At 59.2% G+C, this 26,599-nt stretch carries 27 protein-coding genes; 16 read left to right on the top strand and 11 right to left on the bottom strand.

The window, feature by feature from the left end:
- The first annotated feature begins 156 nt into the window (after positions 1-156).
- Positions 157-1,545, top strand: a complete 1,389-nt coding sequence (locus GWR55_RS10050) for a TldD/PmbA family protein (RefSeq protein WP_162402150.1) — start codon at positions 157-159, stop codon at positions 1,543-1,545.
- A gap of 67 nt (positions 1,546-1,612) precedes the next feature.
- Entirely contained in the window at positions 1,613-2,962 is a 1,350-nt protein-coding gene (locus GWR55_RS10045; RefSeq protein WP_162402149.1) for a UvrB/UvrC motif-containing protein, read from the top strand.
- A gap of 5 nt (positions 2,963-2,967) precedes the next feature.
- Here GWR55_RS10045 and GWR55_RS10040 read toward each other — a convergent pair whose 3' ends face one another.
- Complete coding sequence (locus GWR55_RS10040; RefSeq protein WP_162402148.1) at positions 2,968-3,906, bottom strand: VWA domain-containing protein; 939 nt, start codon at positions 3,904-3,906, stop codon at positions 2,968-2,970.
- 103 nt (positions 3,907-4,009) lie between these two features.
- Here GWR55_RS10040 and GWR55_RS10035 point away from each other — a divergent pair, with 103 nt between their 5' ends.
- Complete coding sequence (locus tag GWR55_RS10035; RefSeq protein WP_162402147.1) at positions 4,010-4,429, top strand: ester cyclase; 420 nt, start codon at positions 4,010-4,012, stop codon at positions 4,427-4,429.
- Positions 4,430-4,435: 6 nt separating this feature from the next.
- Here the strand turns inward: GWR55_RS10035 and GWR55_RS10030 are convergent, their stop codons facing one another.
- Positions 4,436-5,683 (bottom strand): MFS transporter, encoded by a 1,248-nt coding sequence (locus GWR55_RS10030; protein WP_162402146.1) that lies wholly within the window; start codon positions 5,681-5,683, stop codon positions 4,436-4,438.
- A 201-nt stretch (positions 5,684-5,884) separates the two neighbouring features.
- Between GWR55_RS10030 and GWR55_RS10025 the strand changes: the two genes are divergently transcribed.
- On the top strand, positions 5,885-6,925 hold the full coding sequence (locus tag GWR55_RS10025) for a ThuA domain-containing protein (protein WP_162402145.1): 1,041 nt from the start codon (positions 5,885-5,887) through the stop codon (positions 6,923-6,925).
- 73 nt (positions 6,926-6,998) lie between these two features.
- Here GWR55_RS10025 and GWR55_RS10020 read toward each other — a convergent pair whose 3' ends face one another.
- Together GWR55_RS10020 and tldD are read right to left on the bottom strand one after the other, a co-directional pair.
- Complete coding sequence (locus GWR55_RS10020; RefSeq protein WP_162402144.1) at positions 6,999-7,550, bottom strand: hypothetical protein; 552 nt, start codon at positions 7,548-7,550, stop codon at positions 6,999-7,001.
- A 162-nt stretch (positions 7,551-7,712) separates the two neighbouring features.
- Positions 7,713-9,152: a metalloprotease TldD gene (gene tldD, locus GWR55_RS10015; RefSeq protein ID WP_162402143.1), complete on the bottom strand. Its 1,440-nt coding sequence runs from the start codon at positions 9,150-9,152 to the stop codon at positions 7,713-7,715.
- Positions 9,153-9,255: 103 nt separating this feature from the next.
- Here tldD and GWR55_RS10010 point away from each other — a divergent pair, with 103 nt between their 5' ends.
- The 6 genes from GWR55_RS10010 (at position 9,256) to GWR55_RS09985 (ending at position 14,920) form a co-directional block, all read left to right on the top strand.
- Entirely contained in the window at positions 9,256-9,672 is a 417-nt protein-coding gene (locus GWR55_RS10010) for a VOC family protein (RefSeq protein ID WP_162402142.1), read from the top strand.
- 138 nt (positions 9,673-9,810) lie between these two features.
- The gene (locus GWR55_RS19485) at positions 9,811-11,205 is read left to right on the top strand and encodes an ATP-binding protein (protein WP_304487083.1); all 1,395 of its coding nucleotides are present in this window, start codon (positions 9,811-9,813) and stop codon (positions 11,203-11,205) included.
- 191 nt (positions 11,206-11,396) lie between these two features.
- The gene (locus tag GWR55_RS10000) at positions 11,397-11,930 is read left to right on the top strand and encodes a YfiT family bacillithiol transferase (protein WP_162402141.1); all 534 of its coding nucleotides are present in this window, start codon (positions 11,397-11,399) and stop codon (positions 11,928-11,930) included.
- A 4-nt stretch (positions 11,931-11,934) separates the two neighbouring features.
- Complete coding sequence (locus tag GWR55_RS09995; RefSeq protein WP_162402140.1) at positions 11,935-12,357, top strand: GNAT family N-acetyltransferase; 423 nt, start codon at positions 11,935-11,937, stop codon at positions 12,355-12,357.
- A 35-nt stretch (positions 12,358-12,392) separates the two neighbouring features.
- Entirely contained in the window at positions 12,393-14,060 is a 1,668-nt protein-coding gene (locus tag GWR55_RS09990) for a hypothetical protein (protein ID WP_238398318.1), read from the top strand.
- Positions 14,061-14,110: 50 nt separating this feature from the next.
- Entirely contained in the window at positions 14,111-14,920 is an 810-nt protein-coding gene (locus GWR55_RS09985; RefSeq protein WP_238398317.1) for a family 16 glycosylhydrolase, read from the top strand.
- A gap of 163 nt (positions 14,921-15,083) precedes the next feature.
- On the opposite strand, the gene GWR55_RS19080 is transcribed toward GWR55_RS09985, so the two are convergent.
- The 3 genes from GWR55_RS19080 to rpmE form a co-directional block, all read right to left on the bottom strand.
- Complete coding sequence (locus GWR55_RS19080) at positions 15,084-16,433, bottom strand: tRNA-dihydrouridine synthase (protein WP_238398771.1); 1,350 nt, start codon at positions 16,431-16,433, stop codon at positions 15,084-15,086.
- Positions 16,434-16,486: 53 nt separating this feature from the next.
- On the bottom strand, positions 16,487-16,927 hold the full coding sequence (locus GWR55_RS09975; RefSeq protein WP_162402138.1) for a hypothetical protein: 441 nt from the start codon (positions 16,925-16,927) through the stop codon (positions 16,487-16,489).
- Positions 16,928-17,003: 76 nt separating this feature from the next.
- Positions 17,004-17,237, bottom strand: a complete 234-nt coding sequence (gene rpmE, locus GWR55_RS09970; RefSeq protein WP_162402137.1) for a 50S ribosomal protein L31 — start codon at positions 17,235-17,237, stop codon at positions 17,004-17,006.
- 605 nt (positions 17,238-17,842) lie between these two features.
- Here rpmE and GWR55_RS09965 point away from each other — a divergent pair.
- Positions 17,843-20,371 (top strand): ABC transporter permease, encoded by a 2,529-nt coding sequence (locus tag GWR55_RS09965; RefSeq protein WP_162402136.1) that lies wholly within the window; start codon positions 17,843-17,845, stop codon positions 20,369-20,371.
- 74 nt (positions 20,372-20,445) lie between these two features.
- Complete coding sequence (locus GWR55_RS09960) at positions 20,446-21,204, top strand: ATP-binding protein (protein WP_162402135.1); 759 nt, start codon at positions 20,446-20,448, stop codon at positions 21,202-21,204.
- Between the two features lie 28 nt (positions 21,205-21,232).
- Here GWR55_RS09960 and GWR55_RS09955 read toward each other — a convergent pair whose 3' ends face one another.
- Positions 21,233-21,436, bottom strand: a complete 204-nt coding sequence (locus tag GWR55_RS09955; RefSeq protein ID WP_162402134.1) for a hypothetical protein — start codon at positions 21,434-21,436, stop codon at positions 21,233-21,235.
- A gap of 175 nt (positions 21,437-21,611) precedes the next feature.
- On the opposite strand from GWR55_RS09955, the gene GWR55_RS09950 reads away from it, so the two are divergent.
- Complete coding sequence (locus tag GWR55_RS09950; protein ID WP_238398316.1) at positions 21,612-22,175, top strand: DUF2393 family protein; 564 nt, start codon at positions 21,612-21,614, stop codon at positions 22,173-22,175.
- A 239-nt stretch (positions 22,176-22,414) separates the two neighbouring features.
- Complete coding sequence (locus GWR55_RS09945) at positions 22,415-23,332, top strand: OmpA family protein (RefSeq protein WP_162402133.1); 918 nt, start codon at positions 22,415-22,417, stop codon at positions 23,330-23,332.
- 348 nt (positions 23,333-23,680) lie between these two features.
- On the opposite strand, the gene kdsA is transcribed toward GWR55_RS09945, so the two are convergent.
- On the bottom strand, positions 23,681-24,505 hold the full coding sequence (gene kdsA, locus GWR55_RS09940; RefSeq protein ID WP_162403886.1) for a 3-deoxy-8-phosphooctulonate synthase: 825 nt from the start codon (positions 24,503-24,505) through the stop codon (positions 23,681-23,683).
- Between the two features lie 122 nt (positions 24,506-24,627).
- On the opposite strand from kdsA, the gene GWR55_RS09935 reads away from it, so the two are divergent.
- Both GWR55_RS09935 and GWR55_RS09930 read left to right on the top strand, forming a co-directional pair.
- Entirely contained in the window at positions 24,628-25,029 is a 402-nt protein-coding gene (locus GWR55_RS09935) for a hypothetical protein (RefSeq protein ID WP_202925487.1), read from the top strand.
- 9 nt (positions 25,030-25,038) lie between these two features.
- Entirely contained in the window at positions 25,039-25,491 is a 453-nt protein-coding gene (locus GWR55_RS09930; RefSeq protein ID WP_162402132.1) for a MarR family winged helix-turn-helix transcriptional regulator, read from the top strand.
- An 82-nt stretch (positions 25,492-25,573) separates the two neighbouring features.
- On the opposite strand, the gene GWR55_RS09925 is transcribed toward GWR55_RS09930, so the two are convergent.
- Positions 25,574-26,119 (bottom strand): GNAT family N-acetyltransferase, encoded by a 546-nt coding sequence (locus GWR55_RS09925; protein ID WP_162402131.1) that lies wholly within the window; start codon positions 26,117-26,119, stop codon positions 25,574-25,576.
- Positions 26,119-26,577 (bottom strand): DUF1641 domain-containing protein, encoded by a 459-nt coding sequence (locus tag GWR55_RS09920; RefSeq protein ID WP_162402130.1) that lies wholly within the window; start codon positions 26,575-26,577, stop codon positions 26,119-26,121. The genes GWR55_RS09925 and GWR55_RS09920 overlap by 1 nt, the downstream gene beginning before the upstream one ends.
- Positions 26,578-26,599: the final 22 nt, after the last annotated feature.

Here is a 26,599-nt window from a genome sequence, read left to right as displayed (position 1 = left end):
CGCAGGCGAAGAATCCCTGTATTTCGCCCGTTAAGCCACCGTGAGATTGGGCTACAAGTAGCTTTCTTTCAATGGCTTGACTCTAGAAGACCTTACGTTGAAGGTCCCAAACCAGGTCCTTTCGATGACTGCTCAGGGATTATCCTTAGAAGCAAGATGCCTGCTGAAACCCAGAAAGCCCCGAAAACCGACCTCCGCCAGCTTGCGAACGACATACTCACCCGCGCCCTCAAGGCCGGAGCAACCGACGCCGAAGCCGTTGTTTATGAAGGAGATGAATTCTCCGCCCGTGTCCGCCTCGGTCAGGTCGAGACCCTCAAGGAATCCGGCTCCCGCGCCGTTGGCCTCCGCGTCTTCCTGGGGCAGAAGGTTGCCAGTACGTCATCGTCGGACTTCTCCGGCGATGCCATCGAGCGGCTGGTCGAAGGCGCCATCGCGCTGGCCAGCGTAACCAGCGTAGACCCGTTTACCGGTTTGCCGGAACCCGACGAGTTCGGCCAGCTCGAAGGCGATCTCAAGATGTACTTTGATGACGTCAACCAGCTTCCTCCCGCCGAGCGCATCGAGATCGCCCGCCGCGCCGAGTCCGCCGCGATGGCCTTCGACACCCGCATCCAGAACTCCGGCGGTGCCGACTTCGACACCGGAACCTCGCACAAGATCCTCACCAACTCACGCGGCTTCACCGGCGAGTACCGCCGCAGCTACTGCGGCTTCTCCGTCTCTCCCATCGCGGTCGACGAAAAGGGCGGAATGCAGCGCAACTACTGGTACTCCAGCTCGCGCACCGCGTCCCGGCTCGAGTCGCCCGAAGAGATCGGCCGTATCGCCGCCGAGCGCACCCTGCGCCGCCTCGGCGCCCGGCGCGTCCCCACCCAGAAGGCGCCCGTCGTCTTCTCGCCCGAGATCGCCCGCTCCATCATCGGCAACATCTTCGACGCCGCGAACGGTGACGCGATCTACCGCCACGCAACCTTCTTCGCCGACATGCTCGGCAAGCAGGTCGCCGGCGAGAACATCACCGTCGTCGACGACGGGACCATGATGCTCGATGGCATCGCCGGCTTCGGAACCTCGCCCTTCGACGGCGAGGGTCTGCCGACACGCCGCACGGTCCTGGTCCAGAACGGCATTCTCGAGAACTACGTGAACAACACCTACACCGCCCGCAAGCTCAACATGAAGTCGACCGGAAACGCCTCCCGCGGACTGGCCGGAAACCCAGGAATCGGCTCCGGCAACTTTTACCTCGAGCCCGGCACGCAGACGCCTGAGGAGATCATCGCAGCGATTCCGAACGGCCTCTACGTCACCGAGACGATGGGCTTCGGGGTCAACCTTGTCACCGGAGACTACTCGCAGGGTGCGTCCGGACTCTGGATTGAAAACGGCGAACTTGCCTATCCGGTCGAGGAGATCACGATTGCCGGGAACCTGAAGGACATGTACCGCAACATCGTGGCGATCGGCAACGATCTCGTCTTCCGCAGCTCCGCCGCCGCGCCCACGATCCAGGTGGAAGGCATGACGATTGCTGGATCCTGATAGCAGTATCAGGATGTAAACGATTGGCGCCCGTCTGCTCACGTTGAAAGAACTAAAATCGTGAGACGTGGCGGCCAGCTTCCAGTTCGATAAGACAGCAGAATTCTCGCCGGGAAACGCCGACGAGATTCTGCGCTCTATCCCCGCACAGCCCGGTGTATTCGCGCTCTATGGTAAGCAGGAAAACTCTGAGCCTTACCTGACGCGAGCGGCTGACCTGCGCCGTCGCATGAAACGTCTGCTGGCTCCGCCGGAGTCGCAGTCCAAGCGCCTGAACCTGCGCGACCGCGTCGCTCGTATCGAGTACACCGTCACCGGCTCGGAGTTCGAGTCGACCCTGACGCTCTATCACGCGACCGCTGCGATCTTTGGGTACGCTGAAGCCCGTCGTCGTCTCCGTCTGCACACGCCGGCGTTTCTGCGCCTCGCTACAGAGAACGAGTTTCCCCGTCTGTACGTGACCAATCGGCTGTCGAAGCGAGGCCTGGCACAAACGTACGGACCTTTTCCATCGCGTGCCGCCGCAGAGCGCTACTGCGACGCCGTGCTCGATCTTTTCAAGCTGCGACGCTGCCACGAAGATCTCGCGCCGTATCCGGAGCATCCCGGTTGCGTCTATGGCGAGATGAAGAAGTGTATCGAGCCATGCAAGCAGGCCTGCACGGCCGAGGAGTACGCGGCTGAGGCATCCGCCGTGAAGGCGTTTCTCGACAGCCGTGGCGAGAGCGTTTTGGAGAGGATCTCCAGGGAGCGCGAGAAGGCTTCAGAAGAGATGGAGTTTGAAAAGGCCGCGCAGCTCCACGAACAACACCAGAAGGTGAAGGCGGCTGCAGCGCTCGCCGATGAACTTGTCCAGCCTGTCCCGGAGCTGCGCGCCATCATGGTCCAGAAGGCCGCTGCCATCGAGGAGCGGGAAGATGAGGCTGCAGTCTTTCTGCTCGCGGCCGGTTGCATTGTCGGTCCTGAACGGCTTTCAACCCTTGGCGTCCGAGCAGTCAAGGAGCAGACGAGCGTGGGCAGCTCTCTGTTTGCCCAGCCCCTGATGCTGGCCCCTGTGCCTCTGGAAGGCGAGGCGGCAGAGGCCGCTGACGCTCCTGAGGACCGCGCTCGCAAAGTGATCGGGCAGCTTGAGCAGAGGGTGAGTGCTGTGAATGACCTTGCCCTTCTGAGTGATCATCTGTCGCTGTTCCGCCGTTGGTATTACCGGCCGGAGAAGCAGAGAGTCGGCGAGGTCTTCCTGCCGAATCCCGATGGTGGATGGCCCGTGCGTCGCATCCTCCGTGGAGCCGCAAGGCAGGTCCTGGGCGAGCCAAAGCCCCTGCCTGATGTGCAGCGCGAGGCAGCGAAGAAGACGCGCGTGCTCCACAAGGGCCGTCCTGATGTGGAGCGAGTTGTGCCGGTCGTGAATAAGGAATAGCCGTCTTATCGCGTGACGGGCTTGTCCTTCGGAGCGTAATAGCCGGAGCGGGTCTGGACGGTAGCGACGCGATCGGGTGGAAGCAACACGATGCGGTGGAACGCACCGTCTCGTTTGAGATCGGCTGGATTGTAGACAAGGCGGTACTGGTTCCTAAGATTCGCCTGAATGATCTTCAGATCTTCCTCCATCTCCTGTGGAGAATCGTCTGCCGGAAAGACATGACCTCCGGTCAGAGAGGCGAGGCGGGCGATTGTTCGCAATCCCTCCGGATCGCCGTGTTGGTCGTCCTGCCGGAAGGTGTAGATGGCGGTATTGGTGTGCTGGCACATGTTGGCAGCATCCTCAAGGCTAAGAAAGCTGGCGTCATCTTCTCCGTCGGTGAAGAGCAGGATGAAGTTGCCGCTGGAGGCATGATCCAGCTTGCCAAACTGGTAGCGGCAGGCTGCATAGATCGCATCAAAGAGTGCAGTTGTAGACGGAAGGAATCCTGACTTCTGGATAGCCGCCGTGAGCGCATCCTGATGATTCGACCACGGTTCCCGAACCTGAAAACGCTGCCCGAAGCTCATCACGAATGCCGAATCGGTTCTCGGATTGAGGAAGTGTTGGATATATGCGCTTGCGATGGCCTGGTTCGCCTGATGGTGTTGGTCCATTGAGGCGCTGGTATCGAGCATGATCCCGGCGCGGATCGGCAGATCGCGAAGCAGTTCGAAGAGCACGATCCGCCTGGGTGGACGTTCGTTATCGAGCAGGCGAACCTCGTCCTGGCGCAGATCGCTGACGGGAAGACCGTGAATATCGCCGGCATGAAAGGTGATCTCAACTTCATCGACCGCTACCTTGAGGTCGTATGTCCTCGAATTCTGTGATTGAAGATAGGGATGAAGCAGGAGCAACCCTCCCAGGCACAGACCGGAGATGGCAAGGTGTTGAGGCATATTCCTGCAAGCATAGCCGCTCCGCATCTACCTGGACGACTTGATGGACTGCAGATTTATGATTCCAGCGGACTCACTCTGATTCGAAAGGGAAATCGCTTTTATGGCCGAAGCTGGAAGTGCTGCCGTGGTCCACAGGTTCACCGATGAGATCTTGAACCAGGGAAGATTTGAGGTTGCTGACGAGATTGTCGCCGCAGATTTCGTAGAGCTTGACCCTCTGCCCGGTCAGCAGCAGGGCCGCGAGGGACTGGTGAATGTCTTGAAGTCGATGCGCGCGGCGTTTCCCGATATGCACTGGACGATCGAAGAGACCATCGTGGAAGGCGAAAAAGTGGTCTCGCGCTTCACATGGACAGGAACCCAGCAGGGCGAGTTTCTCGGGATTGCAGCTACCGGCAGGGCTGTTCGCGTAAAGGGCGTGGTCATCGATCGCGTGGTCAATGGATGGATGACGGACAGCCGCATCCTGATGGACACACTGGGAATGATGCAGCAGCTTGGGGTGATTCCGACAGCGTAGTGTGATTTAGCTTTGAGGCTGTCGGGAGACGGGGCGAAAGGTGGATTCGCGGTTCGCCACGAGAAAGTAAAGCGAGATCACCATCAAGGCCACTCCTGTACTGCCGAGAGTCCTTGTGACGCCGTAGAGCGGAATCAGCTTGCCCAGGGCGAGCGCTCCCAGGGGAATGCCTGCCCGGAAGGCGAGGCTGTAGACGCTCATCACGCGGCCCCGCATGGCATCGGTCGTGATGAGCTGGGCAAGTGAAAGCATGAATGACGTCGACGCCATGAGGGCCAGGCCGGAAAGAAACATGAGGACACAGGAGAAAGGCAGCGATCGGGAGAGAGCAAACCCGGTGATGATGACGCCGAGTGAGATGAGGATGACCAGTGTGAGCCGGCCTTTTTCCTTCATCTTCTCGACCGAGGCCGCCCAGAGAGCTCCTGCGATGGAGCCCGCACCGGAACAGACGAGCAGAAGGGTGTATGTTTCGGGCCCCTTATCAAAGATGGTACGGACGAAGACAGGAAGAAAGCTGGTGAGGGAGAAGCCGAAGAGGGTCGTACAGAAGGCGAGGACGACGAGAACCGTCATGCCGTCTCGACATCGTATGAACTGGATGCCCTCCTTCATGCTCTTCAGGACAGACTCCGTCGTTTTTGGGGGAACGAAGGTGACACGAATCATGAAGAGCGTAGCGATGACGGCGAGGAAGGAGATTCCATTGAGTGCGAAGCACCAGGTTGCACCGAGGGCTGTGTAGGCCAGGCCACCGAGCGTAGGACCGACGACGCGCGCGAGGTTGAACTGGATGGAGTTCATCGCGATGGCGTTTGAGAGGTCCTCGGCGCCGACCAGCGAGGGCAGCAGCGCGGAATACGCCGGCCCCCCGAAGGACTGTCCTACGCCAACAAAAAAGGAAAGCGCAAGGATGTGCCACACTTTGACGAGATGCATGGCAAAGAGGGTAGCCAGCAGGAAGGCGCAGATCATCTGGATGTATTGCGAGACGAGCAGCATCTTGCGCCGGTCCATGCGATCGGCGAAGACGCCTCCGAAGAGCGAGAACATCATGATCGGGAGCTGACCCAGGAAGAGGTCGAGGCCGAGATAAAAGGCGTCTTTGGTAAGGTCGTAGACCAGCCAGCTCTGGGCGAATTGCTGGACGAAGGTCCCGATGGTGGAGACGCAGGCCCCGGTCCACATGAGGCGGAAATCGCGATAGCGGAAGGCTCTGAAGATGCGTGCGGCAAATTGGGGGCTACTGGACATTCAGGCGTACGGCTCTTCCGTCGATCTTCCGTTAGTGTTCTAGCTATTCATGGTACAGGGGACGGACGGTTGGACGTGGACGGGCATCAAATTGTTTGCGGAGCAGCCATGGATTTTGTGACTGCCGGCAGGCAGCAGGCCTTCTGATTCCGAAATATCCCGGATCGATATATCCTTGTGTCGGTTTCCACAAGGAGGATTATGAAGCAGCTGTTGCGATCCGGTCTCTGCCGCAGGGAGGGACTGGTCCGATCGATCCCCGTCACGTTACTTGCATTGTGCTGCCTGGGGGCGTCGGCCCAGAGCGCGACCACCCTTACGACGGCAGAGTTGAAGGACCGCACCCTTCCCAGCCCTCCGCGCAAACAGAGCATCGAAAATGGGGTACAGATCCAGAAGCCGCAGCTTGAGGACTACGTGGCGATGCTGGACAACCTGCCATCAAAGGCCTATGTAAAGCCAAAGAAGCAGCGTAGGGTGCTGGTGCTGGCGCACGCATCGGGCTTTGTCCACTCCTCCATTCCGCTGGCGGCGGAGACGGTGAAGGCCATGGGCGAAAAGACGGGCGCCTGGTCGACGACCATTACGTACGATCCCGCGCAGATTACGGCTGAGAATCTTGCCGGATATGACGCGATCTTTCTGGATAACACGACGCTCGGGTTCCTGGACGATCCGAAGGATCCGGCTGCGACCGAGGCACGCAAGAAGGCGCTGCTCGACTTTGTGCGCAGCGGCAAAGGCCTGGCCGGCATTCATGCTGCGGGTGACACCTACCACACGGCAGACCATCCTCCCAAGGGCACATGGTCGGACTTCAATATCATGATCGGCGGCTACTTCAAGTTCCACTGGGTCTATCCGCAGGAGATTACGGTGAAGATCGACGACCCGAAGAGCCCTCTGAACCAGATGTACCACGGGGAGTTCACAGTCCATGATGAGATCTACACCTTCGTGCAGGACTCCTTCTCGCGCAAGCGGGTTCATGTGCTGACCAGTGTGGACTACTCAAAGATGAGCGATGCCGATAAGGCAAAAGAGCCTGCGGCGACCAAACGCACCGACGGCGACTACGGTCTCAGCTGGATTCGACACGAGGGCAAGGGGCGCGTCTTCTACGAAGCGCTTGGACATAGCGAGCACATCTACGCCATGACGCCCATCATGGAGCATCTGCTGGCCGGTATCCAATATGCTCTGGGAGATCTGCCTGCGAATGACAGCCCCAGCGTAAAGTAGCGAACGTTGGGTTCATTTGACGAGAGGCGGCGTTAATTCGCCGCCTTTTTTGCTGCCTCGAACAAGCAGGGCATCATCTCGTCTTTGGTCTTGACGTAGTGCGCAGCAGGGGAGCACCCCAGGTTCCGATTGCCAGAAGAGCACCAAAGAGAATGATGGCGTCGATGCTCTCGCGATCCTGAGAAGACCAGTAGGCGCTGGGATCGAGATTGAGCCAGATGGCGAACTCGTCAAGTGTGAGGGCGGCGCCTGCGCCATAGGCAATGGAGAGAAGCCGGCTGAGAAAGAGGGAGCCGGGAGTATCGCCGGTCCCGGCTTCGGCAAGCGTGGCGTAGCCACTCAGCAGAAGCAGAAGGATTCCCCAGACAAGGTGATGAATGTGCCTGCCGCCCACCACGACGTATCCGAAAGGTCCAACGTGATGCGTGATGGAGTAGACGAGCAGGCGCGCCGCGAGGAAGGTGACGAAGAACGAGAGAGAGGCGAGAAGAAGGCGGCGGTGCGGCCGGTCAGGGATTCGCTGGTGAACAATGCGGCCAGCTTCCGTCAGATGAAGCAGGACGAGCGCGACTGCCGCCATCAGCAGGATGAAGAGGAGCAGAATCCATGAACCTGGAATGTGCATGCATCCGCTTTTATCACGAAGATGGCGAAGTTCCACGTTTCATCGAGGAATACGTGCGAAGAGGTCAACCTGTCACATTTGTGACGTTGTCGAAAAAGGCAGAGATTCTTCGCTTTGCTCAGAATGACACCGGGTAGACAGAATGGTGGGAAGCGGGTCCGCTTAGGACGTGCCGCCCACCGTCATCTTATCCAGCTTGACCGTCGGCATACCCACCCCTACCGGCACGGACTGGCCGGACTTGCCGCAGGTTCCGATGCCTTCGTCCAGGGCAAGATCATTTCCCACCATGGAGACATACTTGAGCGCTTCCGGGCCGTTGCCGATCAGGGTTGCGCCTTTGACGGGGCGGGTGACCTTGCCGTCTTCGATCAGGTAGGCCTCGCTTGCCGAGAAGACGAACTTGCCATTGGTGATGTCGACCTGACCTCCGCCGAAGTTGACCGCGTAGAGCCCGCGCTTGACGGACTTGATGATGTCCTCAGGCATGTCGTCGCCGTTGAGCATGTAGGTGTTGGTCATGCGCGGCATGGGGATGTGGTGGTAGCTCTCGCGGCGACCCGAGCCAGTGTTTGGCGTTCCCATCAGGCGCGAAGAGAGCTTGTCGGAGAGATAGCCCTTCAGGATTCCGTTCTCGATGAGGACGTTCTCCTGGGTGGGGTTGCCCTCGTCATCGACGTTGATGGAGCCGCGGCGATTGGGCAGGCGGCCGTTATCGACGACAGTCACCTTGGGCGAGGCGACCTGCTGGCCAATAAGCCCGGCGAAGGCCGAGGTCTTCTTGCGATTGAAGTCAGCCTCAAGGCCATGGCCCACGGCTTCATGGAGCAGGACTCCGGGCCAGCCAGGACCGAGGACAACTTCCATCTCGCCTGCGGGAGCATCGACCGCGCCAAGTTGGAGAAGTGCGGTGCGTGCTGCCTCGCGGGCGAAGTGCTCTGGGGATTTGTCGCTGGTGAAGAAGTCCATGGTAATGCGTCCGCCGCCGCCGGAGGACCCGCGGGCAGTGTTGGTGGCGTCCTTCGCGATCACGAAGACGTTGAGGCGCGAGAGCGGCTGGGTGTCCGACGCGAAGGTGCCGTCGGATGCGGCGACGAGGATGCGGCGCAGCTCGTCGGAGAAGCTGGCGCGGACCTGGGTAATGCGCGAGTCGTAGGCACGTGCAGCAGCGTCGGCGCGCTGGATGAGCGAAAGCTTGGCGACGATCTCAGCGTCGGCGGTGGCTCCGGCGATGGGGTAGAGCGACTCGCCCTCGGCGTGGCGGAAGCCCTGCATCAGCTCCTTGGCCGGACCCGAGGCGATCAGGGCCGCGGTGCGCGCTGCCTTCAGCAGAGCGTCAGAGGAGAGATCGTCGGTGTAGGCATATCCGGTGCGTTCGCCGGAGAGAACGCGCACGCCGCAGCCGAGCGAGACTCCCTGGGATGCCGTCTTGACGAGCGACTCATCAATACCGAGCGAGGTTGAGGTGACCGATTCGAAGTAGAGGTCGGCGTACTCGCCCCCGGCGGAAAGGGCCTCGGCGAGGCAGCGTTCCATCAGCCGCTCGGAGATTCCCAGCTTATCAGTGAAGTAGCGCTTGTGATCGGGGGCAGGAGTGGTCATGTCTATTTGATGATAGGAGCCGGGCGAGGATGCGGCAACGCCCGTATGCAGGCACATCCGTCCGGCTCGGCTCATTTGAAGCCGAGGAGCGGATAATAGTCGGATGGTGACAGGGATCAACCACGTAACCTTTGCAGTCCGGGATTTGGAAAGATCTTTCCGGTTTTATGCCGAAATTCTCGGATTGCGGCCGGTAGCGCGATGGTACAGAGGAGCTTATTTTGAGGCTGGTAGAGATTGGATCTGCCTCAATCTGGATTCTGAGACCAGAAGCGGCCCCTTGAAGGAATACACGCATCTCGCCTTCACGATAGACGCTGCGGATTTCGATGCTGCCGTTGCGAAAATGCAGGCAGCAGGTGCCCAAAGCTGGCAGGAAAACAAGAGCCCGGGAAACTCCTTCTACTTCCTGGACCCTGATGGCCACAAGCTGGAGCTGCACGTCGCCAACCTGAAAGATCGTCTTCAGGCCCTGGCGGCGAATCCGCCAAAAGAACTCGTGCTCTTTACAAAAGTATGATTCGATCCGCGCTCCCGATACGTCAAATGCCAGTTTTGGCCTTTTTGCCGGGAAGAGACTCTCGATCTGGTACCTTGTGACCGGAGGAAATCCCACGGATTCTGTGAGTCCGTGGGGTTCTGTGAGGATCGACGGGCGGTGGAAGAAGCGACCGACAACAATATGATCCAGCGACTGGCGGCACATGCGGCCATCGGTTCCGCGCCGCAGGACGAACTGGCGTGGCTGGCCCGGCACGGAGCTCTGCGCGCATTGCAGACAGGCGAGATTGTTTCGCACAAGGGCTGGCCTGTGGAATGGATGTATCTCGTTCTTTCAGGCCGAATGGCCCTGTTTATCGATCGGGGCGCTGGCCCCAACAAGCTGGTCGAATGGCATTCCGGAGACGTCGCGGGCCTGTTGCCGTATTCGCGCATTACGGTGGCGCCTGGAAATTCGATGGCCCTCGATCCCAGCGAGGTGTTCATGCTGCACCGCGACCAGATCCGCGAAATGACCCGCGAGTGCTTCGAGTTGACCACTCTGCTGGTGCACCGGTTGATCGATCGCGCAAGGCTGTTTACCTCGGCCGAGCTACAGAACGAAAAGATGATCTCGCTGGGCAAGCTTTCGGCAGGATTGGCGCATGAGTTGAACAATCCTGCATCGGCGATCGAACGCAGTGTAAGCCTGCTGACGGACCGGCTGGAGGACTCGGAGGCGGCTACGCTCGCGTTGGGGATGTCCCGCCTGTCCGAAGCACAACTGGCCGCGGTCGAAACCATACGGGAGCGTTGTCTGGCAGCGCACGCGACGGAACGGTCCCCTCTGGAGCAGCTGGATCGCGAGGAGGCGATCGCCGATTGGCTATCGGTGCACGGCCTTGCAACCGGAGATGCACAGATGCTGGCCGATACCGAGATCAGCTTCGATGCACTGGAGGCAGCCGCCCAGAGTGTTCCCGGAGAGGCCCTTGCCTCGACCCTGCGTTGGGCTGCAAGCGGTTGTGCTGTACGCCGGCTTGCCTCCGAGATTCATGGATCGGCGATGCGGATCTCCAGCCTGATTCTTGCGGTGAAGGGTTTCACTCACATGGACCAGGCCATCACTGCCGAGCAGATCGATCTCGTTATCGGTTTAAGGAATGCCGTCACAGTGCTGAACGCAAAGGCCAGGGAGAAGTCGGTGAAGGTAACGCTCGAGATCGACGATGCCCTGCCGCAGGTTCTAGGCTACGCTGCCGAGTTCAACCAGATATGGGGAAACCTGATCGACAACGCACTGGACGCTGCACCGAACGGAGGGTGCGTGGCGGTTCGTGCTGCACGCGAGAATGATCGTGTCGTAGTCCGTATCGTCGATGATGGTGCCGGCATTCCGGCGGCGATTCGGTCAAAAATCTTCGATCCCTTCTTTACCACCAAACCTGTGGGGCAGGGTACGGGGTTAGGACTCGACATCACCCGTCGGCTTGTAAGTCACAACGATGGCGGCATCGATTTCGAATCGGAGCCAGGACGCACCGAGTTTCGCGTTTCTTTACCGGCCAGTTAGGTACTGTCGATCGGGTCAGTGTCGTAATCGTGTCCATGTAGATGTCTGCTGCACCATGACATAGCGTCGATATGGCGCCGCGCGAAGGCACATTGTGGAAAGAAAACCACCCCGGTCCCCGTCTTTTCTCCGGAGGATGCAACCGGGCTGTGCTAGCTTTTGAGAAAAGACGCGTGAGAGGAGCTACACGGATGAGCACTACGGCAACGGATCCGCGCTACCCTATCGGACGGTTTGAGCGGCCGGAGACAATTTCCAGTGAAGATCGGACGAATGCAATCGCAACCCTGGCGGAGTTGCCCGAGCAGTTACGCAACGTAGTCGATGGACTGGGTTCAGCGCAGTTGAATACGCCCTATCGCGAAGGTGGATGGACAGTGCGGCAGTTGGTGCACCACATTGCCGACAGCCACATGAATGCGTTTATCCGTATTCGCCTTGCCCTCACTGAAGACTGGCCCACGATCAAGCCCTATGACCAGGATTCCTGGGCTACGCTTCACGACTCAGCTGCTCCCGTGGAGTGGTCTCTGGAACTGATTGAGAGCCTTCACGCGCGATGGGTGATGCTGCTGCAGTCGCTGACGGAAGAGCAGTGGATGCGCGGCTATCGGCACCCGGAGTCGGGTGAAGTGTCTGTGGATGCGGCCACGCTGATGTATGCGTGGCACTCTCGACATCACGTAGCGCATATTACGCATCTGCGCCTCGGCGAAGGATGGTAGTCGAATGGCTGCCATTCAACTGGCCGAGAGCAAAGAACAGATTCGTCGATGCTTTCCGGTGATGCACCAATTGCGTCCCGCACTGACGGCGGAGACCTTTGTGAATCGGATTGAGCAGCAGCAAAGCGAAGGCTATCGTCTTGCTTTTCTCGATCACGAGGGTTCAGTGGCTTCGGTTGCTGGATTTCGCGTGATGCATGTTCTGTGGAGCGGAAAGACACTCTATGTGGATGACCTCGTCACCGATGAAGCGATGCGTTCCCATGGATTCGGCGCGCAGATGATCGCATGGCTGATTGCGCTGGCGAGGGAAGAGGGCTGCGAGACGTTTTCGCTCGATTCGGGAACGCATCGCCACGAGGCCCATGCCTTCTACTTTCGCCAGGGGCTTCGCATCTCCGATTTTCATTTCCGGATGCGACTCTGAGTAGTACGGCTCGAAAGATATGTTAGCGTTCGGCTATGCCTTTCTCACGCGGAGCAGGAGCCGGTCTTGCCGGCAAGGCACGCAAGCCGGTCGAAGAGCAGCCGCCCGAAACGATTGCTGCGGCGATGGAACAGTTCCTCTCACGCTATCCCAACGCGGCAGTGCTTGAAGAGGGGCGCATCGCCTTCGACATGCGTGCGGCGAAGTATCGGCTTGCGCTTGAGCATGGCCGGTGCACGCTGCAGATCTGGAGCGAGGAGGCCAATCTTGTCCGCCGGGTGATCTCTGTCGAGGCGCGAGGTGCTGTGCTGCGTGTCCATGTGCTGCGTTTCGGGCAAACCCGGCCACAGATACTGGAGCTTGTTGCAGATCGTGACCGGAGGACGCCTTCGACCCGCGAGGCCACCAGGGTGAAATATCTTCGTGTGCTGGACCGCGTCCTCACCCGCGCCTTTCCGCAGTGGAAGGTGGAGGGGCTGCGAACCGCCATGGATCTCGAGAAGAGTTTCGGGCCGGCATACGCGCGCGGCACCTTGGTGCAGGGACAGCATGCGTGGGCCGTGGTCGGGGTAAATCCGGAAGAGGCGCAAGCTACGATCGATGGAATCCTGACCATTGGGATTCTCTGGCTGGAGCACTGCCGCACCAGCGGCGACGGTCGCCGTGTCTGGCAAGGCCTGAAGCTCGTTGTGCCGCGTGGCAGTGGCGTTCTGACGGCAGCCCGCATGTGCTGGCTGAACCAGCGTGCAGCGCAGTGGGAGCTGTGGGAGCTTGATCCGCAGACAGAGAATCTGGAGCAGCGCGAGCCTGCCGATACTGGCAACATCACCACACGGCTGATTCATGCTCCCGATCAGTTCGCCGTGCGCGAGCGTTTCGCGATGGCGGAGACGCGGGTGCTGTCGCTCGTTCCGGAGCAGGCGCGCTCACAGGTCGAGGTGATCGTCTCGAGCGGCGCCGAGGTGGCCTTTCTGCTGCATGGCCTGGAGTTCGCGCGCATCCGAGCAGGCTATGCGGGCAACTCGTTCAACGCGCAAGAGGAGATCAGCTTCGGCGCGGGCGCAAACGAGACGGTGCTTAGTGCCGATAATGAAGAGGCTCTGCGCGAGCTGGTGGCGCGGCTGTTCGAGCGCAGGCACGTGGGTGGAGACAAACGGGACGCTCTTTACCGCATGCAATCTGAGCGCTGGTTGGAGAGCGTTCTGCGACGTGATCTGGAGCCGCTGGACGCTCACCTTGATCCGAAGCACGTATACACGCAGGTTCCTGCCTTTGTGGCGGGAGATCGTGGCATGCTCGACCTTCTCGGTGTTCTGCGCGATGGCAGGCTTGCCGTTATCGAGTTGAAGGCAGACGAGGATCTCCACCTCGCACTGCAGGGACTCGATTACTGGATTCGTGTCCGCTGGCATCATCTGCACAGCGATGCCGGTGTCGGCAACGGTTATGGAACGGGAGAGCTTCAGCGAGCGGGCTACTTTAACGGCCTGGTCCTCTCACAGCTTCCTCCCAAGCTCTATCTTGTTGCCCCCGCGCTCCGGGTGCATCCAGCCACGGAAGTCATTTTGCGATATCTTTCTCCTGCGGTCGATTGGGAGCTGATTGGACTCGATGAACGCTGGCGGCAGAAGCTCAAAGCGGTCTGGCGAAAGCGAAGCACAGATGGTCCTTCCAGCCTCGCCGAGGCACCGAACGGGTTCTGACGATGCGAGTGATAGGAAGAACAAAGCAATCCGCGATCTGCATTGCCTGCGTGGGGCTGCTCTGTTCCGCAGCAACTGCGCAGCGTTCTCACCAGGACAGGCCGGGCTGGAAACTCGTCTGGAGCGACGAGTGCAATAGTCCGGATGGAAGCCCGCCGGATCTGGCGAAGTGGACCTTTGCTACGGGAGGCGGCGGCTGGGGTAACAAGGAGCTTGAGAGCTACACGTCGCGGCTGGAGAATGCCGAGCAGCGAGGCGGCAATCTTGTCATTACAGCGAGGAAGGAAGACTACGTTGGCCTGGATGGCATTAAACGGCCGTATACCTCGGCGCGCCTGACAACCAAGGGGCAGTTTGCGCAGGCTTACGGAAGGTTCGAGGCACGTCTGCAGCTTCCGCTGGGCAAGGGAATCTGGCCAGCCTTCTGGATGCTGGGCAACAACATTGATTCGGCCCGATGGCCCGCTGCCGGTGAGATCGATGTGATGGAGAACATCGGTGAGCCGGGACGCATTTACAGTACCGTGCACGGACCCGGTTATAGCGGTGCCAAGGGAATTTCCTTTCCGTTTACTCTTCCGGCGGGCACGGCAGTCAATACGGGCTTTCATGTTTATGCGGTTGAGTGGGCACCGAACGACATCAAGTTCTTCTTCGATGACAGGCTGATCGTCGAGCGCACCCCGAAGGACCTTCCTGCAGGAACGAAGTGGGTCTACGATCACCCGTTTTTTCTGCTTCTGAATGTTGCGGTCGGCGGCGCCTGGCCGGGATACCCGGATGAGACAACCAGCTTTCCGCAGCGCATGCTGGTCGATTATGTGCGCGTGTATAAGGGCGAGCAGAAACCATCACCTTAGGTGCAGTCTTCCCATTCGTCTTTCTGACCCTGAGCGAAGTCGAAGGGGAAGAATCCCTGCGTTTTGCCCGGAGCACCGTAGGCTCCACAGGCAAAATACAGGGATTCTTCGCGTTACTCAGAATGACGGCTTAGTGATTCGCTTCTAGACTTAGCGATTTGCTCTAATCGCAGCCCGCGCCCAAGGCCTCCAGCGAGGTGTCGGGAACGAATGCAGGCTCCTCCACGATTCCTGCGGGCAGCGTCGAGAAGAACTTCTCTACAGCGTCGATCACGGCATTGCCGTTCTTCGATTCGAAGATCTGCTTGCGCAGAGCGCCGCCCCCGGGCACCCCGTGGGTAAACCAGGCGGCGAACTGTTTCATCTTGCCTACGGCGTCGCGGTGACGCTTCTCGCGGGCAATCTGTCCGGAGGCGAGGATGGCTTCGGCGCGAGCGGCTTCGGCGGCTTCTTCCAGTGCGATCTCGTCGACCAGCATCTGGAAGTACGTGCGGATCATGCGGTAGCGGTCTTCGTTGGTCGGAAGATCGTACGTGCCGACGCCGCTCGCTTCCTTGCTCGCGGTGTACTGGGCGATCTGGCGGAAGATCCATGGGTTCGAAGGTGCGGTGCGGCCTATCATGACGGCGTCGCAGCCGGTCTTTTCAACCATGGCGGCAGCGTCTTCGGGCGTGCGGATGTCGCCGTTGCCGATGACGGGAATCCTGACAGCGTCTTTGACGGCAGCGATGTACTCCCAGCGCGCCTGGCCGGTGTATCCGTCCTCGCGGGTGCGGGCGTGCAGAGCGCAGGCGTTCAGGCCGCAGTCCTCGGCCATCTTTGCCAGCTCGACGCAGATGATGTGCGCGTCGTTCCAGCCTAGTCGGAACTTGACCGTAAATGGGATGGTTACGGCTGAGCGAATCGCCTTGAAGATGCGCTCGATCTGGGGAAGATCCTTGAGCAGGCCGGAACCTCCGTTGCAGGCGACGACGCGCTTTGCCGGGCAGCCCAGGTTCAGGTCGACCATATCGAACCCGGCGTCCTCGACGATGCGGGCGGAGTCGGCCAGCGTCTCGGGATTGGAGCCAAAGAGCTGCGCCGAGATTGGATGCTCATCGTCGTAGTAGGTCAGGTATCGCTTGCGCTTGGTCTCGCGCATGCGGGAGAGGCCGTCGGCGGAGGTGAACTCGGTCATGATGAGACCGCAGCCGGACTGCTGGTTGGAGGTGGCGGCCTCGATGGCGGTAGCGTTTTGAGCCCACATCTCAGAATCGAGATGTGGGGCACCCGGGCCCGAACCCGCTGAGGAAAACCGCAGATCTTTCCCTTCGACTTCGCTCAGGGCAGGCTTTTCCGCGCTTTGCACTCCGCTCGGGATGATGCCCTCGTGTGAAGTGAACTGGCTGGCGTTCTTGATGAAACGGCGGAAGACGGTATCGGTCACTCCGGCCATGGGGGCGAGCACGGTGGCGGGTGCGATGGTGACGTTCCCGATGTTGAAGCTGGCAGGCACGCGGGCGTGCGCGGGCATCGTGTGTTCGACGGGCGAGTCCCACTTCTTCTGCTCGAGTGTGTAGCGCTTCTTCAACGTGTCTTTCCGGCGGTCTTTTTTGTAATTTTGTTTGCTGCTTTCGCCGCGGTCTTTTCTACTTTTTTTGCGGCGACCTTCTTCGCTTCTTTTTTGGATGACTTCTTTGCGGATCTGCGACGCTTTTCCTGCGGGAGGGAGGCGACGTAGGCTTTGGCCTCTCGCAGGAGGGGCAGATTGCCCGGCTCCATGATGTTGGGGACAACGACCCATTCGCGCATGGTGCGTCTACCCATGATGAGGCGGTGCATCTCGCCTTCATCGATCAGACCGGCGATGCGGGCTTCGGGCAGCTTAAGTGCAGCGCTGTCGTCGGCGCGGGTGAAAGCGAAGATCCTGTTATCGACCATGAGGCAGCCGTGGCCGAAGTCGACGCCGGTCACACAGCCAGGAATCTTCCTGCCGAGATCCATCGCGAGCTGTTGGCGGGGCTTCATCCGTGGGCTCTCCAGTTCAACCGTACAAAGGAAGGCCCCCGCACAGGCGGAGGCCTCCGGTTGATACTGTCTCCGCTTACTTGGCGGCAGCTGCCTTGCCTGCATCCGACTGGGCGAACTTGCGGCGGAAGCGCTCGACGCGTCCGGCGGTATCGACCAGCTTCTGCTTGCCGGTAAAGAAAGGGTGGCAGGCAGAGCAGATTTCAAGAACAATGTCGCCCTTGTGCGTGGAGCGGGTCTCGAAGTGAGTTCCGCAGGCGCACTTGACGGTGATGGTTTCGTACTTCGGGTGGATTCCTTCTTTCGGCATAACGATCCTTCCGCAAGACGCTCTTTACGCTTGCGTATTGAGATTTGCTTGTTCGGTTTCGCGGATCGCTTGCGACGGTGTGCTCACGTCACATCGATGTGCCTGTCGCGAGCCCGACGCCCCTTCAGACGACAAGCTTTCTTCATTCTATCATTTCGTCGGGCAGATGCTGAAGACCGGAGCCCCCTCCCTTGTTTTGAGGCAAAGTCTTCCATTCAAAGCGTTTAAGGCAAAGGCTTGAACCGGAAGGAGTTAGTGGCGCAATTCAGCGCGTCAGTCCTTTTTGACTTCCAGTTTTATTCTATCGACTCCAGCGAAGGAATCCGGCATCTTTCTTTCGGAGGATTATCCTTATAAAGGGTTTATACACAGGTACTTACGGCGTTGAGCGATGGTAGAGGGGCTTGACAGCCTTCCGGCCGGGGTACAGGTTGGCTGCGATTGTCCGGGATCGGACACGGCATCCCGTTTCCGGACACAGGTTTGGTGATGGGGACGAGGTCGACATTGATTCCAAGGAACTTAACCATGTCCTGAACTGGTCGTGGAGATGCATTCCGGGGATGTACCCGAGTTGTCGCCGGTCCACGAAGGAGAGAGATCCCATGACCAGTTTTGTCCAGGATGTGCGGTTTGCTTTGCGGCAGTTGAAGAAGACTCCTGCCTTTACCGTGACAGTGCTGCTGACGCTGGCTCTCGGGATTGGGGCAAACGCAGCGATCTTTACTCTGATCAACAGCGTTCTGCTCAGGAACCTGCCGGTAGCCGACCCGGCGATGCTGGTTCGGGTGGGCGATGATCCAAACGCCTGCTGCGTTGGATCGGGCTGGGCGAACGACGGAGATTACTCCCTGTTTCCGACCGAGGCTTATGAGGAGATGAAAAAGAACGCTCCGGAGTTCGAGGAGCTGGCGGCGATTCAGGCAGGCTTCAGTTTTCGGCCCGTGACGGTACGGAGGGATGGACCGGACGCGCTGCCGAAGTCGGTGATGGGAGAGTACGTTTCGGGGAATTACTTCCGCACCTTCGGGCTGCGACCATATGCCGGGCGTTTGTTCAACGACGCAGATAACATGAAGGGTGCTCCGATGACCGCGGTGATCAGCTATGCGGCATGGCAGAGGGACTTTTCCGGTGACCCCAGGGTGATCGGAGGCACGTTCTGGGTCAATACGAAGCCGGTGACCGTGGTCGGGGTGGCTCCAAAGGGATTCTATGGAGACCGGTTGCTGACCACGCCTCCGGATTACTACCTGCCGATAGAAACAATGCCGGAGATCATGGGCGTGTCCTATGTGCATGACCCGAACACGAACTGGCTGTATATCGTCGGGAGAGTGAAACCCGGAACGGCGATGGGGCCCTTGCAGGAAAAGCTGGGTGCAACGATGCGGCAGGCACTGCTGAAGACACGCATCAACGTCACCACAGGAGAAGGGAAGAATAAATTCGCAAGAACGCATGTCACGCTGACTCCCGGTGGTGCGGGCATTCAGCGGATGCAGCAGCAATATGGAGAGCACCTCCATTTGCTGATGTGGATTGCAGGGCTGGTGCTGCTGGTGGCATGCGCCAACATCGCGAACCTGCTGCTGGTGCGCGGCATGGCCCGGAAGACGGAGATGTCCGTACGGTCTGCAATGGGCGCCGGACGCTCCCGGCTGGTTCGACAGCTGCTGACGGAGAGCGTGCTGTTGTCGGGTATGGGCGGCCTGTTGGGGTTGGCGGTTGCCTACGGCGGGACCCGGATGCTTCTTGCTCTGGTCTTTCCGGGAGCGCAGGATGTGCCGATCGATGCGAACCCCGCGGGCGAGGTCATTGCGTTTGCCTTCGGACTGAGCCTTCTGACAGGAGTTCTGTTCGGTGTGGCTCCGGCCTGGCTGGCCTCCAGGGCGCAACCTGCAGATGTGCTTCGAAGCGGGGTGAGAACAACGGCCAGCGGGGCTACAAAATTACAGAAGGCGCTGGTGATATTGCAGGCGGGGCTGTCGTTTGTGCTGCTGGTAGGCGCGGGACTGTTCGCGCAGAGCTTGAGAAAGCTTGAAAGCACGGACATGAAGCTGGATTCCCGAAACCGGTACATCGTCCATATTAATCCTCAGGCAGCCGGGTACAAGCAGACGCAGCTTGAGGGACTCTATCGCGAGATCGAGAACAGGTTCCATATGCTTCCCGGTGTGGTCAAGGTCGGTATTACCAGCTACACCCCGATGGAGGACAACAACAACGGATGGGGATGGAAGGTTCAGGGTATGCCGAATGTGAGCCACGGAGCGTCGTTTCTCCGGGTCAATTCCGAATACTTCGACTCCGTAGGAACGAAGGTCCTGATGGGGCGGGGTGTCGGAATTGGGGATACCTCCACGGCTCCTCCGGTTGCCGTAGTTAACCAGGCGTTCGCGAAAAAATTCTTTGGCGATGCCAATCCTATTGGAAGACGCATCGGTTCGGATGATCCCGGAGAGTTCGAGATTATAGGCGTTGTGGAAGACACGGTTTATCAAAGCGTGCGCTGGACAGACCATCTCATGGTCTTTGTGCCGAGCATGCAGCGGCCCTCCGATTACGGTCCAATCGAAAAGGACCTTGACCTGTATGCCGGAGCAATTGTGCTCCAGACCGACCGTCCGATGAATGAGATGGAAACGATCGTCCGGAAGACTTTGGCCGGGATCAATCCCAACCTTACGGTGGTAAAGTTCCAGACGTTCGATCAGCAGATTGCGGATCAGTTTACCGAGGAACGAATGTTGTCGCGCCTGACGATGCTGTTCGGCGGGCTGGCGCTGCTGTTAGCGGCGATTGGGCTCTACGGCGTAACGGCTTATACGGTGGTGCGGCGGACCCAGGAGATCGGAATCCGGATGGCCTTGGGCGCGGATCGGAGCGGCGTGGTGGCGATGATCCTGCGTGGCGCGATGGCGCAGGCGCTGGTCGGGCTGGCGATCGGGATTCCCGTGGCGCTGCTGTGCGTGCGGTTCGTGAAGTCGCAGCTGTATGGAGTGACGAAGGTGGATGCGGGAGTGCTAGTGGCGGCGCTGGCGGTGCTCGGCCTGGCTGCGGCCGTGGCGGGATTGATTCCGGCGAAGCGGGCGGCTTCGATCGAGCCAATGGAGGCATTGCGAATGGAGTAGGGATTTTCCTTTTTGCAAGCGGGTTTCGCACAGGCAGTCAAGAGTGGCCTGCTCCTGCGATACTGGAAGAACTGATGGCTGAGGTTTGTTCTATCTGCGAAGGAGCCGGGCTTCGGATCGTCGAGCGCGACGGCCGCCGCTTTGCCGAGGACTGTGTCTGCAGGGTGACGCAGCGCACCCAGATGCGCATCCGTCGTGCCGGTATTCCACGCCGGTATGAGCACTGTACGTTCGAGAGTTATGAGACGAACTTCCCATCGTCGCACCGTTCTCTGGGAGCAGCACTTCTTCGGGCGAGGAAGTTTGTGGAGAGCTATCCTTTGGAGACGGATGGAACAGGGCTGCTCCTGACCGGGAATATCGGGGTGGGGAAGACCCATCTTGCGGTTGGGATCCTGCAGTCGCTGGTGATTGAGCGCGGCGCGGCGGGCCTGTTTTACGACTATCGCGACCTTCTGAAGCAGGTTCAAAACAGTTATAACCCGCAGGTCCGGCAGACCGAGCTTGAAGTCCTGCGTCCAGTCTTCGAGGCCGAGATTCTGGTGCTCGATGAGCTTGGAGCGGTGAAGCCGACCGACTGGGTCTGGGATACGGTGGCACACATCCTGAATACCCGGTACAACGATCGCCGCACGACGATCATTACGACGAACTACCCCAATCATCCTCCGCTGGGAGCAGGAAGCGGAGACGGCTCAATGCGGCTCCGGGAGGAGACGCTCGGGGATCGCATCGGTGAGCGTATGCGGTCGCGCCTGCAGGAGATGTGCGTCGTTGTTGAGATGCAGGGTGAGGATTTTCGTCAGAAGGTAAAACGCGCGAGCTTCGCGTGACCGGTTTTCCGGTTAAAAAGCTATCCGGCTACATAACGGTAGCCAACAGGACCAGTCCGGCGGTCACTGCGGCGATTCGATAGGCATAATCCGCTACACGTGAAGGCCTGGCGGAGGCTTCGCATCCGTCCATGCCCGGTGACACGTCCATGACTACAGGAGGACGCACCGGAAGCAGAGGGCCTTGCCTGTCCAGCTTTCTGTTGGCGCGAAATCCGATGAGGGGAGTCATTGGCAGTTCTCCTGCTTCTGGAGCAGTAGATGAACCCGGTTGCTGCAATGATGCACCCGCTCCGGAAATTTTGCGATGAATTTCTTGCTAAACCGCCGCGGGCGGAGCTTTGGCGGTACCCCCGGCTCCATTCAGGACACCGCCGATCTCGAACGGTATAGAATCTCGGCCAGATATGAGCGATCAGGAAATGAGAAGAAACGCCTCCCCGAATGGCGCGGAAGAGCCGTCATCAGCCATCTTCACACCACCGCCGTCCCGTTCGGGCGGAATGCCTCTCTCTGCCTGGCTGATTGCCGGAGCGGTGGTGCTTGCAGCAGTAGCCGGCATGCTATTGGTGGGGCATCGGAAGACGGAGGAGATTAAAGGGGTGCAGGCACCCGATGCCTACGCCTCCAGCCTGCCGCTTACGCAGCTGCAGATGAGCGAATCGACGAGTCTTTCAGGCGGTAAATCCACCTACGTCGATGGCCACATTCAGAACACAGGCCAGGAGACTGTGACGGGTGTTCTGGTCCAGGTTCTTTTCAAGAATGAGGAGCAGATGCCTCCAGATGTGGAGACGGTTCCGCTGATGCTGATCCGTACGCACGAGCCTTATGTGGATACCGAAACCGTCCATGCCGATCCTCTAAAGCCTGGCGACGACCGGGAGTTCCGGCTGATCTTCGAGTCCATTCCGGGCAACTGGAACATGCAGATGCCGGAGATTCGCATCATCAAGGTAGAAAAGAAGTAAGCCGCTTTTTCGACGCAGGAAGAAGGATCAGAATCCTCCCTCCCCGAAATACTTACCGGCCGCCCGGAAGAAATTGCAGTCCGCTCTGTGGGCAGGCATTTTTTGCCAGGTCTTCCGGTTTTGAAAAGTCCTTTGTTTTCAGTGAAAGTTAGCGGAAAAGCAGTTTGGCACGGCACCTGCTATAGCTCAGGGTGTACAGGCGTCTGAAACGGCAGGCGCGGTGCATGAGGAGCGAAAACATGATAACCGGAACTAAATTTGGTCTCTCAGTTGTAGTACTCAGCACAGCGATGGGCATGACTGCTTTGGCGCAGTCCGCAACCCAGGCCACCCCGGCGGCACAGGACACATCTTCCTCTGCTTCCGCATCCTCAAAGACGATGAGTGTCGATGACAGTTCGACCTATGCGACAGGCAAGCCGCTCGAGCAGCAGTCGAAAGAGGGTTTCTGGGGTCATCTGAATCCCCTGGCCCGGAAGAAGTGGGTTCACAGGCAGGTTGATCCGATCAAGGATCGCACCAATGAGCTGGATCAGCTTCAGTCGAAGAACGCCAATGACATTCGCGACGTAGATTCACGCGCGACCGCAGGCATCAATAAGGCGCAGAGCGCAGCCGAGCTTGCAGATCAGCATGCTGCAGCCGCAGCTAATCGGGCTGGCGAGGCCCAGCAGCTGGCAAACAATGCCAGCACGCGTACGACCTCGTTGAATACCACGGTCAGCAACCTGGATCAGTATCAGGAGATTTCTTCGGCGTCGGTTCCGTTTGCCTCCGGACGAACAAGCCTTGGCCCGAAAGGTAAGGCCACGCTGGATGATGTGGTGGCAAAGCTTGCCAATGAGAAGGGCTACATCGTTGAGGTTCAAGGCTACAGCCGTAACGGCGTGCAGACCTCGCAGGCGATGGCAGACTCCGTTGTCCGTTATCTGGTGACAGAGCATCAGGTACCTGTCTATCGCGTCTATCGCACCGGACTTGGTCGCGCCAGCGCGCAGCAGGTCAATGGTGAAAAGGCCATCACAAATGGCGTTCGCGTAACTTTGTTGCATAACAGCCTGGCAACGATGGACACCAATGCAGCATCCAACTCGGTACCCGTTTCACCGCAGAGTTCTACCACAGGCGTTAGCGCGCCTCCTGAGGCAAACCAATAACCTGGCAGCCCTCCCCCAAAGGGTGGCACAGAGCAATCTGTGTCGCCCGCAAGATTAGAACGGTTTGCAGGCGAGTGACCTAGATCGCTCCCGCAATAGACTCTCCTAACCAGAGAGAACCAAGGCAGATTGGCCCCTCAAGCGAGGGGCCGTTTTTTTGCGATTTTGCTGCTTTGAGATTGCTGTTACGCTGATCATCCTGATCTGAGCGAGATCGAAAGGTAAGGGATCCTTGCGTTCTGTCTGGAGCACCATAGACTCCACAGGCAAAGATACAGGGATTCTTCGCTTCCCTCAGAATGACGATTTTCTTAAACGTAGCGGAGGCCTTAGGTTTGATGACAGGCCCTAGGATGCCGCCTGGTGGATTGCGAGAAGCCGTTCGAGGACCTCGCGGAGGTGGTTCAGGTGCAGGGCATTGGCGCCGTCTGATTTGGCGTGCGGCGGATCGTCGTGAACCTCAAGAAAGATGCCATCCACGCCGGCAGCGACGGCGGCACGCGCAAGCACCGGGATAAACTCTGGCTGGCCTCCGGAGACGCCATTGGCTGCCGACGGCGTCTGGACGGAGTGGGTCCCGTCAAAGATGACCGGTGCAAAGCTGCGCATGATGGGTAGTGAGCGCATGTCGACGACAAGATTGTTGTAGCCGAAGCTGGCTCCGCGCTCGGTCAGGCAGACGCGATCACAGCCGCTCTCGCGAATCTTTTCGACGGCGTGGCGCATGTCGGCCGGCGCGACGAACTGGCCTTTCTTAACATTGACAGCGCGGTTGTGGGAGGTCGCCGCTTCTGCGGCTGCGACGAGAAGATCGGTCTGGCGGCAAAGAAAGGCGGGAATCTGCAGCACATCGATGGCTTCGGCGACACGCGGGCAGTCCTGGGCGGTATGGACGTCGGTCAGAACGGGAAGCCCCGTTGCCTCAGCGATGGTTTGCAAGATGCGCGTTCCCTCAATAACTCCAGGGCCTCGGAAGCTGTGGATCGAGGTACGATTTGCCTTGTCATAGCTGGCCTTGAAGATATAAGGCATGCCGAGATCGGATGTAATGCGCTGAATCGCATCGGCCATCCTGCGGGAGTGGCTTTCGGATTCGATGACGCAAGGGCCGGCGATGAGGAAGAGCTTTCCTTTGCCGACAGAGAGGGAGCCGATATCGAAGGGCTTATTGATTGCGTTGCTCACAGCAGATATTTGACCACGAGAAAAGAATGGCACGAAAGTATTGAAGCGTTAGGATCATCGTTGCATCTACAACCATTGTAGTTGTATATGCAACTAAAGGAGACTTTCCAATGAATCTTTCCAGCCTTTCGGCGCTTGTTCCGGGCGCAGGTGTGGAGTCGCAGGGCGCGATGCCTGCAGCCCTCTCTGTACCGGTCACTGATGTCATGGTGCTGCTCACGCGGAAGCCGAACGTCAGCCTCCCCGACCTTATGAAGGTATTACCGGAAGAGGCCCGGGAGACGATGCTTCTGTACCTTGAGGGCAAAATCAATCACTGGTACTCCCGAGCCGATGGTAAGGGAGTGGTTTTCTTTCTGCGTTGTTCGAGCATCGAGGAGGCGGAGGCGATGATGGGGGCTCTGCCGTTGGACAAGGCGGGCATGGTCGACCTGGAGTTTATTCCGGTAGGGCCATTGGTTCCGATGCGGCTGTTGACCCGGTTGCAGACAGGAGACACGGAAGCAAAGTAGGGTTGAGCAATGAACGGCAGATGGAAAGATATGCCGTGCGCGCTGGCGGCAACCAGGCGCACGGCTCGGTTGATGACTCAGTTTTACGATGCCTGCATGTTGGAGGCCGGTATTGAGGCTGCGCAGTTTGCGTTGCTGATGGCGCTTGATGCCGCTCAGGACACCGGACAGGCGGCACTGGCACAGATGTTGGGCATGGATAAGACCACCCTCTCGCGCAATCTGAAGGTATTGCGGGATAAAGGTTGGGTGGAGGCGGCGGTTGCGAAAGACGCGCGGCGAAGAAACGTCTCATTGACTGCCGAGGGAAGGGCACGTTTGCGTGAGGCTCGGCCTGCATGGCGCAAGGCTGGGGAGGAGCTGCGCAAGGAAATGACCGAGCGCGAATGGACCGCGATGTGGGCGAGCCTGGAGGCGATGAACAGGGCCGTCGCGCAAGCGGAGGAACGGAAGGGCCGTTAGTTTTGCATACGGATACCTCAAATGCTGGAGGGGGAGAGGTGCCAAAAGCATTCGATGGATAGCTACATGAAAAATGTGCGACCTACAGAAGAAGCTCCCAGTCTTGGGAGACGAGTTCTTTGCCAAAGGCGGTATACGGTTTTTCGGAGATAAGGCGGTAGCCTTCCCGTTCGTAGATGCGCCGGGCAGCATCGAGAACGCTGTTGGTCCAGAGAACGATACGGCGATAGCCGGCGCTACGGGCGAACTGCGTGCACTGGCTCACCAGGGCGTGTCCAAGACCGAGACCTCGGGCAGAGGGATCCACGAGCAGAAGGCGAAGTCTGGCGCTGGGCAGTGGATGGTCAAGCTCACGGTCCCTCACCAGGAAGACGCAACCCAGCCGCTCGCCTGCTCGCTCCGCGATCCAGCAACGCTCGCGTTCAGGCTCAAGCTGATGGATAAAGTCTGCGGCGATGCGTGCGACGAGGGCCTCAAATCGCTCGTCCCAGCCGTACTCCTGCCAGTAGAGGGAGCCATGTCGTTCTATGACCCAACCGATGTCGCCGGGGCGGTGACTGCGAAAGACGACAGGATGTTGTTGGTCCGGATCGCTTCCGTTGTTCGCGGCTGGAGAGGTGAAATGCATCAACGCTTGAGCGACCTTCCCAGATTCGTCAGGAACAGCGTGAGGAATGACAGACCACGGCGTCCATCTTCGCTGGTTGCCCTACGGAAAAGCTGCCAGGTTGAGGGCGGAGTCTTCTCCTGACGATGCTCGCCGGTGGTCTTCTGCATGGAATCGACCAGCGGGGCCAAGACTTCTGGATCAAGGGAAGCGAGCACCTTGCCCAGTTCGAGGAGGTTGAGGAGCGCCGCCTTTCCTTCGGGAGTTCCGGCGTATTCGGCCAGCCGTCCTGCAATCTTGTCGCGGGCAAAGACCAGTCCGTGAACTGCATCGAGGGTGCCGTTCTCGTGCGCTGCCTCGAGGATGTCGTAGACGACCAGCAGCGCCTCGGCGTGTTTCCGCGGAGCACGGGCGAGCCGTTGTTCCAACTCCAGGTGGGGATCAACGGGCTGCGGCTTGAAGCTAATGGGATTGGCCATCCAGGATCCTTTCTGAGCAAGT

Source organism: Edaphobacter sp. 12200R-103 (assembly GCF_010093025.1).
Lineage (GTDB): Bacteria > Acidobacteriota > Terriglobia > Terriglobales > Acidobacteriaceae > Edaphobacter.
This window is presented reverse-complemented; position numbering and strand designations above follow the sequence as displayed.

Bases quoted from the DNA above. Each gene is read 5' to 3' on its own strand.
- GWR55_RS09920 (WP_162402130.1), bottom strand. From the start codon at position 26,577: ATGGCCAATCCCATTAGCTTCAAGCCGCAGCCCGTTGATCCCCACCTG.
- rpmE (WP_162402137.1), bottom strand. From the start codon at position 17,237: ATGCCGAAAGAAGGAATCCACCCGAAGTACGAAACCATCACCGTCAAG.
- GWR55_RS09965 (WP_162402136.1), top strand. From the start codon at position 17,843: ATGACCAGTTTTGTCCAGGATGTGCGGTTTGCTTTGCGGCAGTTGAAG.
- GWR55_RS10040 (WP_162402148.1), bottom strand. From the start codon at position 3,906: ATGCCTCAACACCTTGCCATCTCCGGTCTGTGCCTGGGAGGGTTGCTC.
- GWR55_RS10000 (WP_162402141.1), top strand. From the start codon at position 11,397: ATGAGCACTACGGCAACGGATCCGCGCTACCCTATCGGACGGTTTGAG.
- GWR55_RS10050 (WP_162402150.1), top strand. From the start codon at position 157: ATGCCTGCTGAAACCCAGAAAGCCCCGAAAACCGACCTCCGCCAGCTT.
- GWR55_RS09990 (WP_238398318.1), top strand. From the start codon at position 12,393: ATGCCTTTCTCACGCGGAGCAGGAGCCGGTCTTGCCGGCAAGGCACGC.
- GWR55_RS10020 (WP_162402144.1), bottom strand. From the start codon at position 7,550: ATGCACATTCCAGGTTCATGGATTCTGCTCCTCTTCATCCTGCTGATG.
- GWR55_RS09950 (WP_238398316.1), top strand. From the start codon at position 21,612: ATGAGCGATCAGGAAATGAGAAGAAACGCCTCCCCGAATGGCGCGGAA.
- GWR55_RS09975 (WP_162402138.1), bottom strand. From the start codon at position 16,927: ATGAAGCCCCGCCAACAGCTCGCGATGGATCTCGGCAGGAAGATTCCT.
- GWR55_RS10010 (WP_162402142.1), top strand. From the start codon at position 9,256: ATGGTGACAGGGATCAACCACGTAACCTTTGCAGTCCGGGATTTGGAA.
- GWR55_RS09925 (WP_162402131.1), bottom strand. From the start codon at position 26,119: ATGCATTTCACCTCTCCAGCCGCGAACAACGGAAGCGATCCGGACCAA.
- GWR55_RS09955 (WP_162402134.1), bottom strand. From the start codon at position 21,436: ATGACTCCCCTCATCGGATTTCGCGCCAACAGAAAGCTGGACAGGCAA.
- GWR55_RS09960 (WP_162402135.1), top strand. From the start codon at position 20,446: ATGGCTGAGGTTTGTTCTATCTGCGAAGGAGCCGGGCTTCGGATCGTC.
- GWR55_RS09945 (WP_162402133.1), top strand. From the start codon at position 22,415: ATGATAACCGGAACTAAATTTGGTCTCTCAGTTGTAGTACTCAGCACA.
- GWR55_RS10030 (WP_162402146.1), bottom strand. From the start codon at position 5,683: ATGTCCAGTAGCCCCCAATTTGCCGCACGCATCTTCAGAGCCTTCCGC.
- GWR55_RS10025 (WP_162402145.1), top strand. From the start codon at position 5,885: ATGAAGCAGCTGTTGCGATCCGGTCTCTGCCGCAGGGAGGGACTGGTC.
- tldD (WP_162402143.1), bottom strand. From the start codon at position 9,152: ATGACCACTCCTGCCCCCGATCACAAGCGCTACTTCACTGATAAGCTG.
- GWR55_RS10035 (WP_162402147.1), top strand. From the start codon at position 4,010: ATGGCCGAAGCTGGAAGTGCTGCCGTGGTCCACAGGTTCACCGATGAG.
- GWR55_RS09930 (WP_162402132.1), top strand. From the start codon at position 25,039: ATGAACGGCAGATGGAAAGATATGCCGTGCGCGCTGGCGGCAACCAGG.
- GWR55_RS09995 (WP_162402140.1), top strand. From the start codon at position 11,935: ATGGCTGCCATTCAACTGGCCGAGAGCAAAGAACAGATTCGTCGATGC.
- GWR55_RS19080 (WP_238398771.1), bottom strand. From the start codon at position 16,433: ATGCCCGCGCACGCCCGCGTGCCTGCCAGCTTCAACATCGGGAACGTC.
- GWR55_RS09935 (WP_202925487.1), top strand. From the start codon at position 24,628: ATGAATCTTTCCAGCCTTTCGGCGCTTGTTCCGGGCGCAGGTGTGGAG.